General features: G+C 66.8%; 13 protein-coding genes. 7 read left to right on the top strand and 6 right to left on the bottom strand.

Features of this window, described 5'->3' with window-relative positions; all coding sequences use genetic code 11:
• Position 1 precedes the first annotated feature (1 nt).
• The 4 genes from GFS60_RS19350 to GFS60_RS19335 are packed head-to-tail and all read right to left on the bottom strand — an operon-like array spanning position 2 to position 2,010.
• The gene (locus GFS60_RS19350; RefSeq protein ID WP_159923712.1) at positions 2 to 472 is read right to left on the bottom strand and encodes a DUF350 domain-containing protein; all 471 of its coding nucleotides are present in this window, start codon (positions 470 to 472) and stop codon (positions 2 to 4) included.
• A gap of 28 nt (positions 473 to 500) precedes the next feature.
• On the bottom strand, positions 501 to 914 hold the full coding sequence (locus GFS60_RS19345; RefSeq protein ID WP_201453403.1) for a DUF4247 domain-containing protein: 414 nt from the start codon (positions 912 to 914) through the stop codon (positions 501 to 503).
• Positions 911 to 1,417, bottom strand: coding sequence for a DUF2617 family protein (locus GFS60_RS19340; RefSeq protein ID WP_159923710.1), 507 nt, complete (start codon positions 1,415 to 1,417; stop codon positions 911 to 913). Before GFS60_RS19340 ends, GFS60_RS19345 begins: the two co-directional genes overlap by 4 nt.
• Positions 1,414 to 2,010 carry a DUF4178 domain-containing protein gene (locus GFS60_RS19335; RefSeq protein WP_109333725.1) on the bottom strand — a complete coding sequence of 199 codons (597 nt, stop codon included), beginning with the start codon at positions 2,008 to 2,010 and terminating at the stop codon, positions 1,414 to 1,416. Before GFS60_RS19335 ends, GFS60_RS19340 begins: the two co-directional genes overlap by 4 nt.
• A 197-nt stretch (positions 2,011 to 2,207) precedes the next feature.
• Here GFS60_RS19335 and GFS60_RS19330 point away from each other — a divergent pair, with 197 nt between their 5' ends.
• The 3 genes from GFS60_RS19330 to GFS60_RS19320 are packed head-to-tail and all read left to right on the top strand — an operon-like array spanning position 2,208 to position 11,027.
• Positions 2,208 to 2,855, top strand: a complete 648-nt coding sequence (locus tag GFS60_RS19330; protein ID WP_109333727.1) for an isochorismatase family protein — start codon at positions 2,208 to 2,210, stop codon at positions 2,853 to 2,855.
• 58 nt (positions 2,856 to 2,913) lie between these two features.
• Positions 2,914 to 9,966 (top strand): amino acid adenylation domain-containing protein, encoded by a 7,053-nt coding sequence (locus GFS60_RS19325; protein WP_159923709.1) that lies wholly within the window; start codon positions 2,914 to 2,916, stop codon positions 9,964 to 9,966.
• Positions 9,963 to 11,027 carry an iron-siderophore ABC transporter substrate-binding protein gene (locus tag GFS60_RS19320; protein ID WP_159923708.1) on the top strand — a complete coding sequence of 355 codons (1,065 nt, stop codon included), beginning with the start codon at positions 9,963 to 9,965 and terminating at the stop codon, positions 11,025 to 11,027. Before GFS60_RS19325 ends, GFS60_RS19320 begins: the two co-directional genes overlap by 4 nt.
• Before the next feature lie 13 nt (positions 11,028 to 11,040).
• Here the strand turns inward: GFS60_RS19320 and entS are convergent, their stop codons facing one another.
• Positions 11,041 to 12,300, bottom strand: coding sequence for an enterobactin transporter EntS (gene entS / locus GFS60_RS19315; protein ID WP_159927351.1), 1,260 nt, complete (start codon positions 12,298 to 12,300; stop codon positions 11,041 to 11,043).
• A 152-nt stretch (positions 12,301 to 12,452) separates the two neighbouring features.
• Here entS and GFS60_RS19310 point away from each other — a divergent pair, with 152 nt between their 5' ends.
• From GFS60_RS19310 to GFS60_RS19300, 3 genes are all read left to right on the top strand, one after another.
• Complete coding sequence (locus tag GFS60_RS19310; RefSeq protein WP_159923707.1) at positions 12,453 to 12,695, top strand: phosphopantetheine-binding protein; 243 nt, start codon at positions 12,453 to 12,455, stop codon at positions 12,693 to 12,695.
• Positions 12,692 to 13,528: a siderophore-interacting protein gene (locus GFS60_RS19305; protein WP_159923706.1), complete on the top strand. Its 837-nt coding sequence runs from the start codon at positions 12,692 to 12,694 to the stop codon at positions 13,526 to 13,528. The genes GFS60_RS19310 and GFS60_RS19305 overlap by 4 nt, the downstream gene beginning before the upstream one ends.
• A gap of 63 nt (positions 13,529 to 13,591) precedes the next feature.
• Entirely contained in the window at positions 13,592 to 14,935 is a 1,344-nt protein-coding gene (locus tag GFS60_RS19300) for a YhgE/Pip domain-containing protein (protein WP_159923705.1), read from the top strand.
• Position 14,936: 1 nt separating this feature from the next.
• Here the strand turns inward: GFS60_RS19300 and GFS60_RS19295 are convergent, their stop codons facing one another.
• Positions 14,937 to 15,146: a hypothetical protein gene (locus tag GFS60_RS19295; RefSeq protein WP_159923704.1), complete on the bottom strand. Its 210-nt coding sequence runs from the start codon at positions 15,144 to 15,146 to the stop codon at positions 14,937 to 14,939.
• A gap of 119 nt (positions 15,147 to 15,265) precedes the next feature.
• Here GFS60_RS19295 and GFS60_RS19290 point away from each other — a divergent pair, with 119 nt between their 5' ends.
• A complete protein-coding gene (locus GFS60_RS19290; RefSeq protein WP_159923703.1) occupies positions 15,266 to 16,810 on the top strand; it encodes a bifunctional 3'-5' exonuclease/DNA polymerase in 1,545 nt (514 codons plus the stop codon).
• The last annotated feature ends 26 nt before the right edge of the window (positions 16,811 to 16,836 follow it).

Raw genomic sequence — 16,836 nt, 5'->3', positions numbered from 1 at the left:
TTCAGGTGAGCGCGGCGGCGTTGACGAGCCCGATGGCGAAGAGCGACGTTCCGACCGCCCACGCGGCACCACACATCTTCGGGTTGCCGACCAGTTCGACGAGCTGCCCCGGCAGTAGGCGGTTCATGAGACGCAGCGCGATCACCTGCAGAAGCACCCCGAACAGACCGTAGACCGCGGAATCGGCGAGCCCCTGGGCGAACCCGTCGTCGCTCGTGAGGATGGCCGCGACGACGATGACGGTGAGAGCAAGGTGGTTGGACGCGAGCAGGATGGCCGCATTCGGGTTCTTGTCGATGTACACCTGGTGCCGGAGGTTGCCGGGCGTGGCCAGGTCGAGAACCAGGAAGCCGACCCCGAGGACGGCGATCCCGACCACGAAGTACGCCAGGGTCCCGAGCATGCCGACTACGAGGAGCCCGGCGTCGACGGTGCCGATTTCGGTGGCTGCGGCCGTATAGGTGATGTTCACGCACTACTCCCGAGTTGTAAGTCGATGGTCATTTGGCATCGCCGGATCCGCCACTGCCGCCCGCGCCACCGGCCGGTGAGCCGGGGTTGAATCCCGGCCCCAGGTAGGCGAATCCACCGCTTCGGTATCGGCCGTCGATGTCTTCGACGCGGATGAGGCTGCCGCCGCCCGGAGCCCCGCTGACGGTGACGATGTCGTCGTCGTAGCGCAGGTACTCGCTGCCACCGTCGGCTTTGCGGGCGGCCGGCGCTTCTTCGCTGACAATTTTCGACACCGTGGTTCCGATGGGATCCTTGGATGTGTACGTCCTGGCGTCGCCGGAGGTGTTCTGGAGCGCGTACGTGTCTCCGATGAAGTCGCGGATGTTGCCGCCGCAGGCGGTGAGCACCAGCATCACGAGTAGGAGCGGGGCGATCAGCGCTCGCCTGGCGTTGCGTGTCATGGCTGCCACCTGCTTCGCGTCTCCACGATTACCCCGTCCTTCTCGCCCGGATACAGGTGCCACGTCTGCCAGGCCCACCCGCCCGCGTGCCCCGACTGTGCGGTCAGGGCCGTCAACGCGGTGGGGTCGCCGGGGAACGATCCGCAGATCCATCCGTCCGCCTCGGTGGCCTGACGGCGCAGCCAGTCGGCAGTTTCTTCGAGGTGGACGCGGTCGACCGTCCGGGTGTCGGACGTGAAGTGGTATCCACTCGCCCTCTCGGACACGGGCAGCGGCTGCCCGCCGACCCGCACCGCATCACACGACACCTGCTCGGTGATGTGGTGCCCGCCGAGAGAGGCTTTGACCGCGTGTGACGCACCGAGCACACCGAGGACGACGGAGTCGTCGCCGTTCACGACGGTGAGTTGTGCCAGTGGAACCGGGATTTCGGCGTTCACGACGAGACCGAGTGCGCGGGCCGTCACATCCCGTGACTCGACGTCCAGGATGTGCAACGTCATTGCGGTGGACCCGAATGGATGACGGTCAGCTCACTGCGGGTGACGGCGCGGCCCGTGGATACCTCCCACGACTGCGTCCGGGCCCAGCGCTCGAACGACAGCAGTCCGGTCTTGTCGGCGGTCTCGTAGTCCGCGTAGTCGACGATGCCGCTGGGCGCCGTTCCGGTAGTGCCTTCCGCGGTGAACGAGGCGGTACCACGCTCGATCTGCCGGTGCACCCGGTCGTCGAGGATGACGTCACCGTTCGGCTCGAGTCCGGTGCCTTCACGCCGCATCCACAGCGTCATCTCGAGGTTGCCCTCGTCGTTCTCGACGGTCAGCCACCGTTGCCCGGTCGAGCCGTCGAGCAGGTGTTCGTGCCAGATGTATCCCTCTTCGTCGAGGGTGATCGTGCCGCGCACCACGTGGTCGATGCCTGCGTACGTGATGATGTCGCCGACACCGATCTTGTACGGGTCGTATACCTCGGGGTAGTCGGCGAGCGGATCGACGCGGGCTGGGGGCGCAGACTTCTTGCCTGTCCGGCTCCGCAGAATCAGCACGATGCCGACGATCACGACAACGATCAGCAGCAACAACAGCAGCTTGGTCAACGGTCTCTCCTGGCTCGGCGGCTCCGGCACGTGAGGCCCGTGACCGGCCCCCACCGGTGTGTCACCTTACTGTGCGACGCCTCCTCCGGTCTTCCCCGAGCGCAGGACGTACCGATTGCACAAGCGATGTAGCAAAGGTTAGCCTAACCGAATGTCCGAGGGGTTCTTCCAAGGCTCGACCGACAGTGAGGGAATACATGGCCATCCCGCCGATCGCGACGTACCCGATTCCGGATGTTTCCGAAGTACCCGAATCGAAAGTCTCCTGGCGTCTCGACCCTCGACGGTCCGCACTGCTCATCCACGACATGCAGAACTACTTCATCGACGCCTACGACGTGCACTCGGAGCCGATGTCGACCGCGCTCGCCAACATGATCCGGATCCGCGAAGCATGCTCGCTTGCAGGGATTCCTGTCGTCTACACGATGCAACCGGGCGACCAACACCCCTCACGACGTGGCATTCTCGCCGATTTCTGGGGACCCGGGCTTTCGTCGGGCCGCGACACCGAGGTGATCGAACCGCTGGCACCACGCGCCGGCGACATCCAGGTGACGAAGTGGCGGTATTCGGCATTTCAGCGCACCGACCTCCGGCAGCTGCTGGGCCACCACGGTCGTGATCAGCTGATCGTCACCGGCGTCTACACGCACATGGGGTGCATGCTCAGCGCGGCCGAGGCTTTCATGTCGGACGTCCAACCCTTCCTCGTTTCCGACGCGACCGCGGATTTCAGTCGTGAAGAACATCTGATGGCATTGACATACGCGTCTAAGCGATGCGGCTCGGTGCTCACCACCGACGCCCTGGTATCCGCGCTCGCCCCCCTCGAAGTCGGCTGACCACCGCAGAGGTCGCAATCCGGAAACCCACGCCGACAAATACCAGGAGCACCGTCAGATGTCCCTCTCGATATCGTCGCCGTCCGCCGCGGAAACCGCGGAGGGCACTACAGCACTGCGCCTGACCGCTGCTCAATGTGAGTTGTGGGCCGGGCATCAGCTCGACGAGACCGGATCGGCCTACACCACAGCCGAGTACGTCGACATCGACGGAACCGTGGACATCGGGGCGCTGACGAGGGCCGTACGCACGGTGATCGACGAGGCCGAGGTGCTGTCGGTTCGGTTCGACGCCGAGCCCGATGCCGAACCCGTCGACGTACTGCAGCTGCACGATCGCAGTCCCGAGGTCGAGACCTTGGAGCTGAGCCGAGACGCCGCCCTCGAGTGGATGCGGGCGGATGTCCGCCGACCGCTCGACCTCCTCTCGGCCGGTCCGCTGGTGCGCACTGCCGTCATCCGCGTGGACACCGGTGCCCTCTGGTATCTGCGGGCCCCACACGTTCTTCTCGACGCGTACGGCTATTCGCTTCTCACGCGCCGGGTCGCCGCCCTCTACACCGCTTTCCACCAGGGCACCGATCCACGGCCCGCCCGTTTTCCCACACTGCGGGATCACGTCGAGCAGGCCCGGCAACTCGACTCCGCCCTACCCGAACCGCAGCCGCGAGCGAGCACTTCCGTCACCTTCTCCGACAGCACCCGCCGCCCGACTGCGGATCCGCACCGCGTCGCACTCACACTCGGGCCGGACGTGTCGACCGGTTTGCGCGACTCCGCCTCCGCACACGGCGCCACGTGGGCGGACGCGGTCTACGCTGCGGCCGCCGGCTACCTCGCCGCCCACACCGGCGCCGACGAGGTGACTCTCCGGGTCCCGGTGCTCGCACGCACAGGCGTGGAACTCGCGTCGCCGGTCACCGCGACGAACGTCGTGCCGCTCCGTCTCTCACTCGGCGGGCACCCCACCTTCGCCGACGTGATCGCCAGGACGACGGCCGAGCTGACGAAAGCGCGCCCGTTCCAGCGGGTCCGGAGCACCCATCGGAGTGCAGGCGGCGGGCCGGTGGTCAACGTCAAACCCTTCGACGCGGCTCTACGTTTCGGCCCGTCGGACGGTGTGATCCATCAGGTGGCCACCGGCCCGGTGGATGACGTGGTGATCTCGGTGACCGGCGCAGGCGACCACCTCACCCTCGAATGGGCCGGAAATCCGCTGGTATACAGCGCAGACGAGATGCGGGTCCACCTGCACCGGTTCGCGCAGTACCTCGAGCGAATCTCGTCCGCGCCCGGGCCGGTAGCGACCGTAGACCTCTGCGCCGCCGACGAGTGGGCGCTGTGGCAGTCGTCGGCCGGACTGCACCGGAGTAAGCAGGCCGATGCCGATGCCGATGCCGAAACGATCGTCTCCACCTTCCTTGCGCAGGCGGGCCGTCACGCGGATCGTCGGGCGGTGAACGAGCTGACGTACCGGGAACTCGCTTGCCGCAGCGGGATTCTCGCGCGTCGACTTCAGGACGCAGGCGCCGGCCGCGGCACCGTGGTGGCCGTCAGCCTGCCGAGGGGCACCGACCTGATCGTCGCGATCCTCGCTGTCCTGCGGTGCGGTGCGACCTATCTCCCCATCGATCCCTCGTCACCGGCAGAACGCGTCCGCTTCATCCTCGAAGACGCCGAACCGACTCTGGCCATCGGCTCCACCGAACTGTTGGGCCACCTACCCCGCATCTACCACCACGTCACCGAGACCGAACACTCGACCTACCCGGACAGCACGGTTCGCGCCGACGACATCGCGTACATCATCTACACGTCCGGCTCCACCGGTGTGCCCAAGGGAGTTCCCATCCCGCACCGCAACGTGATGCGCCTGTTCGCGGCGTCCCGTGAGTGGTTCACCTTCACCGCCGACGACTGCTGGCCACTGCTGCACTCGTATGCCTTCGACTTCTCCGTGTGGGAGATGTGGGGAGCCCTGCTCTACGGCGGGCGTCTCGTCACCGTCCCGGAGGATGTCGTCACCTCGCCCGCGGACCTCGCGGCGCTGCTGGTCGACGAGGGTGTCACCGTGCTGAACCAGACACCGTCGGCCTTCGGCCATCTGGTCGATGCACTCGACGCCGAGGGTGCGCGGGAGCGACTTCGCCTGCGCTACGTCGTCTTCGGCGGGGAGGAACTCGATCCCGCCGTTCTGCGTTCCTGGTTCGCCGCGGGCTCACCTGGTGACACCGAACTGATCAACATGTACGGCATCACCGAGACCACGGTGCATGTCACGGCAGCTCGGGTCACCACTCCCGATTCCGTCGACATCGGGGTTCCCCTCGGTGATCTGCGCACCTACGTCCTCGGACCGGGGCTGCGTCCGGTACCGTCGGGCATCACCGGAGAAATCTATGTGTCGGGGCCCGGTGTGTCGCCGGGGTATCTCGGCCGTCGCGGGCTGACCGCGAGCAGGTTCGTCGCCGACCCGTTCGTGCCGGGCGGGCAACGGATGTACCGCACAGGCGATCTCGCGCGCTACGACGCCACCGGTTCCCTCGACTACCGCGGCCGGATCGACGACCAGATCCAATTGCGTGGGTACCGCGTCGAACTCGGCGAGATCGCGGCCGCGATGACCGCGGTGTCCGGGGTGCGTGCCGCCGTCGCCACCGTCTATGCACCGAAGGCCGGGGACGACAGGATCGTCGGGTATGTCGTGCCCGAACCCGGGACCGATCCGGACGACATCGAGGACGCGGTGCGGGGGCACCTGATACGCACGCTCCCCGGGTACATGACACCGTCCACGCTGACGCTTCTCGAGCGGTTGCCGCTGACGTCCCACGGCAAAGTCGACAAGGCGGCACTGCCCGTCCCGCGTTGGCGTGGGGCATCCGCTGAAGGTCCCCGCACGGACACCGAACACCGCATCCTTCCCCTGTTCATCGCTGCGCTCGGGGCCGAGCAGATCGGCATTCACGACGACTTCTTCGCGCTGGGCGGCAACTCCCTGCTGGCGGCCGCCCTGGTGTCGTCGATCGGTGCGGAACTCGGTGTCGCGCTGCGAGTTGCGACGATCTTCGACAATCCCACCGTGGCCGGAGTGGCCGCGCGCGTCGACGAGACCGGGAGAACGGGCACCGCGTCCGGCCCCTTCGCGCGGAACATTCCCGAGGGCACGGCTGTGCCGTTGTCTCCCGCGCAGGAACGGCTCTGGTTCCTCGACAGCGCCGCGGGCGGCGGAACGTATCTCCTCGGCCTGGCGGTGGACTTCGACGTCGCGCCGGACTCGGACGCTCTCGCCCTTGCACTCACGGACGTCGTCACCAGGCATCAGTCGCTGCGCACGGTCTTCCCCCTCGTCGACTCCGTTCCGCAGCAGGTGGTGCTGCCCGCCGAGCAATCGAAGGTCCGCCTCGAACGGGTCGGCAACATCGGCAACATCGAAGCCCACATCTCGGCAATCACCACGGTGGGCCTCGGACTGGCCGAGCAACCACCGCTGCGCGCCGTCCTGTACGAACCGCAGCACACCCTCGTCCTGTTGATCCATCACATCATCGGGGACGAGTGGTCGCAGTCGAAACTGCTCGGCGACCTGGCCTTCGCCTACAACGCCCGCCGCGCCGGCCGCCCGCCGGTGTTCGAACCTCTCCCCCTGCAGTATCCGGATGTCGCGGTCTGGCAGCGTGAACGTGCCTCCGGCGGCCGGCTCGACTACTGGGAGAAGCAACTGGCAGGGCTGCCGCTGGAGCTCGGTTGGCGCACGGACCGGCCGCGCCCAGCGCTGCCGACCCATCGCGGTGCCAGCGTGCACCGCACCTTGCCGCCGTCGCTGCACGCCGCGATCGAAGCGCTCGCGACGGAGCGGCGCGCCAGTTTCTTCATGATCGTCCACGCCGCAGTCGCGGTGCTGCTGGAGCGACTCGGTGCCGGTGAAGACATCGCGCTGGGTGTCCCCGTCGCCGGCCGCAGCCACCCCGACCTCGACGGCATGGTGGGCTGCTTCGTCAACACCGTCGTCCTTCGCACCGATGTGTCGGGGGCTCCCACATTCGACGAGCTGCTCGACCGCGTGCGGAGGGTCGACCTCGAGGCGGTCGACCACTCCGACGTCCCCTTCAACCGTATCGTCGAACTGGTCAACCCGCCGCGGTCCAGCGCCCGCCATCCGCTCTTCCAGGTGATGCTGTCGCACTGGAAGGACGACGGTTCACCGCAGCGGTTCGACGGCGCGGAATCGTCGGTGCGGATGCTCGACGCCACGTCCGCGAAATTCGACCTGGCACTTCGCTTCCAGGAACACGCCGGTCGGGGCGGGGTCGACGTGACCATCGAGTACTCCACCGAACTGTTCGACGACGTCACCGTCGATTCACTGGCCGATCGCCTCGCCGTGGTGATTGAGCGACTCGTGGCCCGTTCTGACGAATCCATCACCAGACTCGACATCCTCACCGACGTCGAGCGTGCGCAGGTGCTCGGCACGTGGTCACACCGGGGCCACAGCATCGAGGCCCGCACGTTCGACGAGTACTTCTCCGCGCAGGTGGCCCGCACGCCGCACGCCGAGGCTCTCGCCGTGGGACGCGGTGTCCGGCCGGCGACGTCCCTTTCGTACGGCGAGCTCGATACGCGCGCGAATATGCTTGCGCGGCTGTTGATTGCGCGGGGTGCGGGACCGGGAGACGTGGTCGCCCTCGCGCTCGACCGATCAGCCGAGTTGATCGTCGCCGTTCTCGCCGTGCTGAAGAGCGGTGCCGCCTACCTACCGATCGACCCCACGTATCCGGCGGACAGGATCGCGCACATGCTCGCCGACGGCTCCCCGGTCGCCGTCGTCACCTCGTCCGTCGGGGTACCGGATCGCAGCCCGCTGGGCAGCAGCATTCCGCTGATCGACCTGGATGACCCCGAGGTTCGGACGCTTCTGTCCGCGCACCCCGCCGTACCTGTCACGGACCGTGATCGCACCCGGCCACTGCGACTCGACGACGCGGCGTATCTGATCTACACGTCCGGTTCGACGGGTGTGCCGAAGGGCGTCGTGGTTCCGCATCGCGGTATCGCGGACCTGTTGTCGTTGCAGTCGGACGTGATCGGGATGGACTCCACTACCCGGGCACTGCACTTCTCCTCGATCAGTTTCGATCTCGCGTTCTGGCAGATCATGTGGGGACTGCTGTCGGGCGGAACGCTGGTGGTCGCCACGGACGCAGACCGGGTTCCGGGTGAACCGCTCGCGCGCGTCATCCGCGACCACCGCGTGAACTTCGTGGGTGTCCCGCCATCTTTCGCGGCCGCGTTCCCGCCCGAGCATTCGATCCCCGACGGAGTCGATCTCATGCTCGGTGCCGAGAAACTCCCTGCCCAGCTGATCGAGCGGTATGCGCCCGGCCGGCGGTTGTTCAACGCCTACGGTCCCACCGAGTGCACGGTCAATTCCACGCTGGCCCTGGTGCGGCCGGGACACGAGGGCCCGGTGCCGATCGGCGTCATCGATCCGGGTAAGCATGCGTACGTATTGGATTCGGGATTGCGGCCGGTGCCACCCGGGGTCTCCGGTGAGCTGTATCTTGCCGGAGCCAGCGTCACCCAGGGTTATCGTCACCAGAGCACCAAGACCGCCGAACGATTCGTCGCCGACCCGTTCGGTGACCCCGGCACCCGCATGTACCGGACATCGGACGTGGTGTGGTGGGGCCGGGACGGGCAGATCTACTTCACCGGCCGCGCCGACACGCAGGTCAAGGTGCGGGGGTTCCGCATCGAACTCAACGAGATCGAGTCCGTGCTCGCCGGCGACCCGGACGTCGAGCACGTCGTTGTCGTGGTGCGTGAGGACCGGCCCGGAGATCAACGTCTGGTCGCGTATGCCACGTCGGTTCCCGGCGGCCGCATCGACCCCGACCAACTGCACCGCCGTGCCGCCAGCCGCCTGCCCGACTACATGATTCCCGCGGCATTCATTGCGGTCGAGGAGTTCCCGACCCTCCCGAACGGCAAGCTCGACCAGTCGTCGCTGCCCATCCCGCACCTGTCGTTGCAGGTGTCCGAGCGTGGTCCCCGCACGGCACGCGAGGAAGTGCTGTGCCAGTTGTTCGCCGAGGCACTCGGTCTCGAGCGAGTCGGTATCGACGACAGCTTCTTCGACCTCGGCGGCCACTCGCTGATGGCCGCGGGGCTGATGAGTGAGATCTCGAAACGGCTGTCCGTGACCGCGACGGTGGCGTCATTGTTCGCCGCGCCGACCGTCGCGCAACTCGCCGGCCGCCTCGACGACGATTCCGACGCCGACGCGCTCGCCGTCCTGCTGCCGTTCCGCACCGAGGGCTCCCGGCCGCCCGTGTTCTGCTTCCACCCTGCAGGCGGGATCAGCTGGGGGTATTCGGGACTGCTGCGGCACATCGACCCCGACTACCCGCTGTACGGGGTGCAGGCGTCGAACCTGTCGACCTCGTCCCGCCCACCCGAGACCCTTCAGGACATGGCCGCCGAGTACCTCGAGCACATGCGCGCGGTGCAACCGACCGGGCCGTACCACCTCCTCGGCTGGTCGCTCGGCGGCGTGGTGGCACACGCCATCGCGGGCGCGCTCCAGGAGCAGGGTGACGAGCTGGGCATGCTGGTGATGCTCGACTCCTTCCCGTCCGACGCCTGGGCGTCCATGCCGACGGAGCAGGACGCGCTGGCCGCACTGCTGTACATGGTCGGGTACGACCCGGAACCGCTTCTCGCGGAGGGACTGACGAGGCAGCAGGTGATCGACATCCTCCGCGGCGAGGGCAGCGCCCTCGCCGGCATCAACGAGCACACCCCCGCTGCGATGATCGACAACTTCGCCAACGCCGTGCGCCTCGAGTCCGAGCCCTCGCAGATCGTCGTCAATTCCGACCTGCTCTTCTTCACGGCGGCACGCAATCCCGCCACTGCGGCCACGCACCGACTCTGGGAGCCCTTCGTGAACGGCACGATCGTCAATCACGACCTCGACTGTGAGCACAAGGACATGACCCAACCCCGCTGGATCGGGGAGGTCGGCACGGTGGTGAACGAAGCACTGGCCGCGTTCGGCTCACACACCCCACAGACCCATCAAGTAAGAGAACAGGGAGATCGATGACAACGTCCGGAAGATATTGGCGCAGAGCCGGGATCGTGATGCTCGCGGCAACCGCTCTGCTGGCCGGTGCCTGCAGCGAGTCGACATCCGACTCGACCGACTCGACGGCATCCGCCACCGGACAGGCCGATGCGTCGGCCTTCCCGGTGTCGATTTCGTCGGCACTGGGCACCGCCGAGATCGCGGAAGCCCCCCAGCGTGTGATCACGCTCGGCTGGGGCAGCGAAGATGCCGCACTCTCGCTCGGCGTCGTTCCCGTCGCCGTCCAGAACATGAAGTCCGATACCGGAACCGACGACGGCCTCCTGCCGTGGTCGCGCGCACGCCTCGAGGAACTCGACCCGAACGCCGAGCCCACACTGCTGACGGCGTCGAGCAAGGAGATGCCGTACGAGCAGATTGCATCGCTCGATCCTGATGTCATCCTCGCCGTGCACTCGGGACTGAACCAGGAGCAGTTCGACAAGCTGTCGGCCATCGCGCCCACGGTGGCATATCCGGAACGGCGCTGGGCGACCAGCTGGGAAGACCAGATCACCACCGTCGGAAAGGCTCTCGGACGGTCCGCGCAGGCCGAGGAACTGGTCACGAAGACGCAGGAGACGCTGGCCGAGCAGAAGTCGCAGCATCCCGAGTTCGCCGGCAAGACCGTGGCGTTCGGCAGCGGCACCGAGCCGGGCTCGTACAACTTCTATTTCGACACCGATCCGCGGCTGAAGATGCTCGCCAGCCTCGGATTCACCGTCGACCCACTCGCGCAACAGCTTCGGGAGAAGAGCGACCAGACCAAGTTCGCGGCTCCGGTCAGCCTCGAACTGCTGCCCACGTACAACCCGGATGTACTGCTCGCGTGGTATCTGTCGCCGGAGTTGCAGAACGAGGTGCAGTCGAACCCGCTGTTCGCCGGTCTGAAGTCGGTGCGCACCAACTCCTACCTCGGCCTGACCGACCCGCCGCTGGTGTTCGCGTCGAGCTCACCGAATGTCCTGAGCATGCCGTGGCTGCTCGAGAAGCTGGTTCCGCAGCTCTCGCAGGCCGCGAACAACGTCTCGACCAGCTAGTTTCTTCCCAGAGTCACTGTGCCGCCGCCGAGACGTCCTCGGCGGCGGCACTGCTGTAGGTGCGCAGTCCCTTCAGGACGAGTGCCAGGACGGCGAGCACGGCGATGCCACCGGCTCCGTAGAGCAGGAATGCTTCCCGCGGCCCGACTGCGGCACCGACGGCACCGGCGACAAGTGCTCCGGCTGCCGAACCGGTGGAGATCTGCGCACCCCACACACCGGCGACGCGGCCCCGGTATTCCTCCGGCGTCTCGGTCTGAATCACGGCGTATCGCAGGATGTCACCGACTACCCGCCCGAATCCGTGTGCCGCCAGGCCGAGGAACGTGACGGCGAACATCGGCACGGCGCCGACTCCCACCAGGCCTCCCGCTGCGATCATCGCGGCCAGAAATACCACGAGTCCGCCTCGACGGGCCGTCCCGGTCCAGCCGCTGGTGAGCGATCCGGTGAGAGCGCCCACGGCGGGGGCGCTGTAGAGGAATCCGGTTGCGGCGGGGCCGGTGTGGAGCACCTCGCTCGCATAGGCGGGCAGCAGAACGTTCCAACCCGTCAGCATCATCGCGCAGAAGCCCACGAGCAGAGTGCCGCCCACCACGGAATCCTTGGCGGCGTAGGTGAACCCGCTGGCGATCGAACGCAGGGGACCCTCGGTGTTCTTGACAGGTGGTGGCAGCGAGGGCAACCGAGCGATGCAGTAGGCGGTGATCGCCGAGGAGACAGCGGCGAGCACGTAATTCGTGCCCACCGACGTGGTCGCGATGATCACGCCGCCGATCGCCGGCGACGCGACGGTGCCGAGGTCGGCCATGACCGTCATCAGTGCCCCAGCGGCCGCCATCTTGTCCTTCGGCAGCAGCGACGGGATCACGGCCATCAGAGCCGTCGACGAGATCCCGCCTGCCAGTCCCTCGATCACGCCACACAGGTAGATCACCCACAGCTGCGGCGTCGGCAGAAACGCGTTGACCGCCAGGATCGCGAAGGCGATACCCGCACTGGCTCGCGCGAGGGCGATCACGGGTCGTCGGTCGTACCTGTCCGCGATCACTCCACCGAACAACGTTCCGATGAACACCGACGATCCGACGACGATGCTGGCCGCGCCGACCGAGAGTGTGGAACCGGTCATGTCGTACACCTGCAGCGGCACCGCCACGAGCAGCAGTCCCAGGCCGAAGATCGAAATGGTACGGGCAACGAAGATGTACCGGAATTCGCGACTCGTCCGTAACGGTGTCAAGTCGATTGCGTACCTCGAGAATCCAGCCATCGTCATCCATTCACACTCGGTTGCAGCAGTTCGCCGTTCCCGCTCGCGGAAGCGACGAACTATGCTTAGGCTTCACTAACCCAGCAACCTACCCCATGTCGCCGAAGACGCTCAACGAGTCGAGTTCCGAGCGACGAACCGGAGGGAAACCAGTGAGCTCTGCCCCGAAGACCGCACTCAGCCGGAACCGGATTCGCGAGGACGTCGCCGACGTGCTCGGCGTTCCGGTGACCGAACTGGACGATTCGGCGAACCTCCTCGACGAGGGCATGGACTCGGTGCGCGTCATGGCGCTGGTGGAGCGGTGGCGGATGGCCGGCGCCTCCGTCGATCTGGTGGACCTCGTCGGCGAACCGACCCTCGACGCCTGGTTCGACGTCACTGCGGCCCGATGAGCGCGCCCCGCCTCCCACTTGTTCTGCGGGTCGCCGACATTCGCCCGGTCACCCCACGGATGACGTGTGTCCGGTTCGCCGGGACGGAGGTACTCGACTACGCCGCGGGATCGTGTGTACCCAACATCAAGTTGTGCTTTCCGCATCCCGTGCACGGACTGCTACTTCCTGATCCCGACGTGGACGGCCGCTACCAGTGGCCGGAGCCCGAGGGACGGCAACTGGTACGCACGTACACGGTGCGACGGCTCAGCCGGGAGAATGCCGAACTGGACGTGCATTTCGTCGACCACGGCGACGACGGTGTCGCTGCAGAGTGGCTCCGGAGCGCCGCGCCCGGTGATCGGCTGGGTGTGCTCGGCGGCGGCGGTAAATCGATCCGTCCCGCGCAGTGGTACCTGCTGGCGGGTGACGAGTCGGCACTTCCCGCCATCGCGACCATCCTCGAGGACCTGCCCGCCGATGCGTCGGGACGGGTGCTGATCGACGTCGCCGACGAACACGAGCGCCAGGATCTACGTCATCCGGCCGGTGTCGAGGTGGAATGGCTGTACCGCCGCGGCGGTACCAGTCGCCTCGCCGACTCCGTCCGTGCCACTGTCCTGCCCGCGGACCGGTCCGCGATGTTCGCGTGGGTGGGTGCCGAATCCGCGACGGTCCGCGAACTCCGCCGATACCTGCGCACCGAGGTCGGGCTCGATCGGTCCCAGGTGCTGCTCATCGGGTACTGGCACCGCGGCATGTCCGAATCGGCGTACAAGGCGGCCGCCGACAACGACCGGGACCCGGCCGAGTCCTCGAGTCGACCCGGCATTTCCCGGACGACCGCCTAGGCTTGACCCGGCTGGTCGGGTGTGCGGGTCGACCGGTGTCGACACGGGAGGACGCGAGGGGCAATGGCACACGAGACGAGCGGGTCCGGCAAGACGAGCGTGCTTCGGACACCACGCTTCTGGATCGCACCACTGCTGCTGGTGTCGATCGTCATTTCGCTGTTGGCCGCGCTGTACATGGGCGGCATGCTCGACCCCACCAAGAATCTCGACCACTTCCCGATCGCGCTGGTCAACCAGGACGAGGGTGACACGTTACCCGGCTCGACTCCGCCCCAGCAGCAGAACCTCGGCGACCAGATCGAGGCAGGGCTGATCGAGGGTGTCGACCCCGAGAAGGTGGAACTCCGGCAGATCGGAATCGCCGAGGCGCAGTCGAAACTCGACAACGGTGACCTCTACGGTGCCATCGTCATTCCGAGCGACTTCACGAAACGCACGTTCATCCTGGCTCAGGCGAGTGTGATTCCCGGTGACGTGGAGCGGCCTGTCATCACCATCTACACCAATCCGCGCGCAGGAACGATCAGCGCCAATCTGGTGTCGAACATCGGTCAGATGGCGATGGACAAGGCCAATCAGACGATGGGCGAGCAACTCACCGCCCAGGTGACGCAGCAACTCGCGGCCACCACACCCGATGCCCAGCTGTCGGGGGCCAGCCGGCTCGTCCTCACCGACCCCATCGACGTCCGGACCGTCGCTCACAACCCGCTGCCCGAAGGCACCGGATACGGTCTGGCGGCGTTCTACTACGCCCTGCTCCTCGTTCTTGCGGGATTCACCGGCGCCACCATCGCGAGCACTCTCGTCGACGGCATGCTGGGATTCACCCCTACGGAGGTCGGGCCGCTGTACCTGCACAACGAGGCGGTGCCTATTTCGCGTTTCAATACCTTGCTGGTCAAGTGGGCCCTCATGACACTGCTCGCGGGAATCGTTTCCGGGCTGTACTTGTGGATCAGCTCGGCCCTGGGACTGCCGATCACGGACCCGCTGGCCCTGTGGGAGTACGGCGCTTTCGCCATCGCCGCTGTGGGTATCACGGCCATGTCGGTGATGGCCGCGTTCGGCAATCTCGGGCTGCTCATCAATCTGATGATCTTCGTCGTCCTCGCGCTGCCCTCCTCGGGAGGAACCATCCCGCTCGAGGCTGCACCACGCTTGTACACCTGGCTCGGCGAATTCGAGCCGATGCACCAGATCTACATCGGGGTGCGCGCCATCTTGTTCTTCGGTGCGAAGGGCGACGCAGGACTCATCCATGCAGTGTGGATGACCGCCGGAGGTCTGCTCATCGGCCTGATCTTCGGGGCCGTCGTCACCCGGTTCTACGACCGTAAGGGCCTGCATCGCCGACACAAGGCACCGAACGCACCCGAACCGGTGGACGTGGCCGGAGCGTAGATCAGGCGGAGGAACTCGACCAGTACGTTCCGAACTGTTCGTACCAGGGATGCAGGGCCGGCGCGGCCGCCAGGATCCTTTCGACGAACTGATCGGGATCGCCGAGTTCGGACACTCTGACTCCCCGAGCCTTGTAGTCGGCGAATGTGGAGTGGAGTCCGGCGATCACCTTGTCGGTGACCGACCGCTCGAACTCCTCGATGGTTGCCATCGGATGCGCCTCCTTCCGGCGAGAAGCATCTTGCCTCAGTGTACTGCCCTACCTGCGGGTTTCCTCGCTGCCGACGGGGACGTCCCGGCCCTGTCGGAGGTGGGGAGCAGACTGGGCCCGTGAGAGTGGTGATGGTTCCGGACGCCGATGGTGGTGCGACGACGATCCGCACCGATCCGGCCGGGGTTCCGCTCGAATCGCCACGACATCACTCCGACGCCGCGGCTGTTGTGCGCGACATCGAAGCCGCCGATCATCCCCGCTGGATCTGGGCCGGCACCGCGGCCGTCTACCCCTCGTTGCTGCGGGCCGGAATACGGGTGGGGCGTTGTCACGACCTCGCCCTCACCCACGCGATCCTGAGCATGCGCGACGGGGTTCCGGCGCCGCCCGCCGAGGAACCGCTGACCGACGATCGTCTCGGCCTGTTCGACACCACACCGGTCGCCGATCCTGAACAGGTGGTCGCCAATTTCGCTGCACAACGGAAAACGATCGGCACCGATTCCCGGCTGGATCTGCTGGTGGCGGCGGAGTCGGCAGGCGCGCTCGCCGCCGCGGAAATGGGTTTCGACGGATTACCCTTCTCGACTCCCGCCCACGAGGCGTTCCTCGAAGCCGCACTGGGACCGCGCCCGGTGGGGTACGACCTTCCCCAACGCATCCAGACAGTGTCCGCCGAGATCGGTGCGGCGTTCGGCCGCAGCATCAACCCGGCGTCCCATGTGGAGGTAATCGACGCCTTCCGCCGCGAGGGCATCGAACTGGTGTCGACGCGCAAGCATCTGCTGCGCGAGATCGACCATCCCGCCGTGCCCCTTCTCCTGCATCACCGCGACCTGTCGAAGTTGTTCAGCACCAACGGCTGGCAGTGGCTCGACAGCTGGGTCCGCGACAACCGCTTCCGGCCGGTCTACGTGCCCGGTGGTGTGGTGTCCGGCCGCTGGGCAAGTCGTGGTGGCGGGGCGCTGCAAATTCCGAAGCCGCTCCGGTCGAGCGTGATCGCCGACCCGGGTCACACCTTCGTCATCGCCGACGCCGGTCAGCTCGAGCCCCGCATTCTGGCGGCCATGTCGGGTGACCCGCGCATGGTGGCGGCGGCGGGCGCGGACGACCTGTACGCGCCGGTAGCCGCAGAGACGTTCGACGGTGACCGCGCCAAGGCCAAGGTGGCGATCCTCGGCGTTCTGTACGGTGCCACGGCGGGTGAAGCCCGTTCGCTACTCACCCTGCTGCGCACGCGTTTCCCTGTCGCGGTCGAGTACGTGGAAAAGGCAGCCCGGGCAGGCGAACGGGGTGAGGTGGTGCATTCGTGGCTCGGCCGGGCCTGCCCACCGCCCGCACCCGATTTCTGGTCACACGGTGACGCCCGTTCGCGTGGGCGGTTCACGCGCAATTTCGTCGTGCAGGCCACCGCCGCCGAATGGGCGCTCTGTGTGCTGGCCGATCTGCGACGCCGGCTCGCCGACGATTTCGACAGCGAGCTCGTCTTCTTCCAGCACGACGAGGTGATGGTGCACACCCGGAACCCGGAGACGGCTACCCGGCACGTTCTCGGAGCCGTCGACGTGGCCACCCGCCTTCTCTTCGGTGACACGCGGGTGCGGTTTCCCATGGACGTGGCGGTGCGGGACTGCTACGGCGAGAGTTCTATCGAGCCCTGACCACACCAATTTCCGGTGTCGCCGAC

Origin of the sequence: Rhodococcus sp. WAY2 (genome assembly GCF_009859915.1) — a bacterium.
In the GTDB taxonomy this organism is placed as follows: Bacteria; Actinomycetota; Actinomycetes; order Mycobacteriales; family Mycobacteriaceae; genus Rhodococcus_F; species Rhodococcus_F oxybenzonivorans.
The sequence above is the reverse complement of the archived record's forward strand: the minus strand, read 5'-3'. Positions and strand labels throughout refer to the sequence as shown.

Excerpts from the sequence above, each read along its gene's own strand:
- entS (WP_159927351.1), bottom strand. The coding sequence starts at position 12,300 with ATGGCTGGATTCTCGAGGTACGCAATCGACTTGACACCGTTACGGACG.
- GFS60_RS19330 (WP_109333727.1), top strand. The coding sequence starts at position 2,208 with ATGGCCATCCCGCCGATCGCGACGTACCCGATTCCGGATGTTTCCGAA.
- GFS60_RS19300 (WP_159923705.1), top strand. The coding sequence starts at position 13,592 with ATGGCACACGAGACGAGCGGGTCCGGCAAGACGAGCGTGCTTCGGACA.
- GFS60_RS19325 (WP_159923709.1), top strand. The coding sequence starts at position 2,914 with ATGTCCCTCTCGATATCGTCGCCGTCCGCCGCGGAAACCGCGGAGGGC.
- GFS60_RS19305 (WP_159923706.1), top strand. The coding sequence starts at position 12,692 with ATGAGCGCGCCCCGCCTCCCACTTGTTCTGCGGGTCGCCGACATTCGC.
- GFS60_RS19320 (WP_159923708.1), top strand. The coding sequence starts at position 9,963 with ATGACAACGTCCGGAAGATATTGGCGCAGAGCCGGGATCGTGATGCTC.
- GFS60_RS19340 (WP_159923710.1), bottom strand. The coding sequence starts at position 1,417 with ATGACGTTGCACATCCTGGACGTCGAGTCACGGGATGTGACGGCCCGC.
- GFS60_RS19295 (WP_159923704.1), bottom strand. The coding sequence starts at position 15,146 with ATGGCAACCATCGAGGAGTTCGAGCGGTCGGTCACCGACAAGGTGATC.
- GFS60_RS19345 (WP_201453403.1), bottom strand. The coding sequence starts at position 914 with ATGACACGCAACGCCAGGCGAGCGCTGATCGCCCCGCTCCTACTCGTG.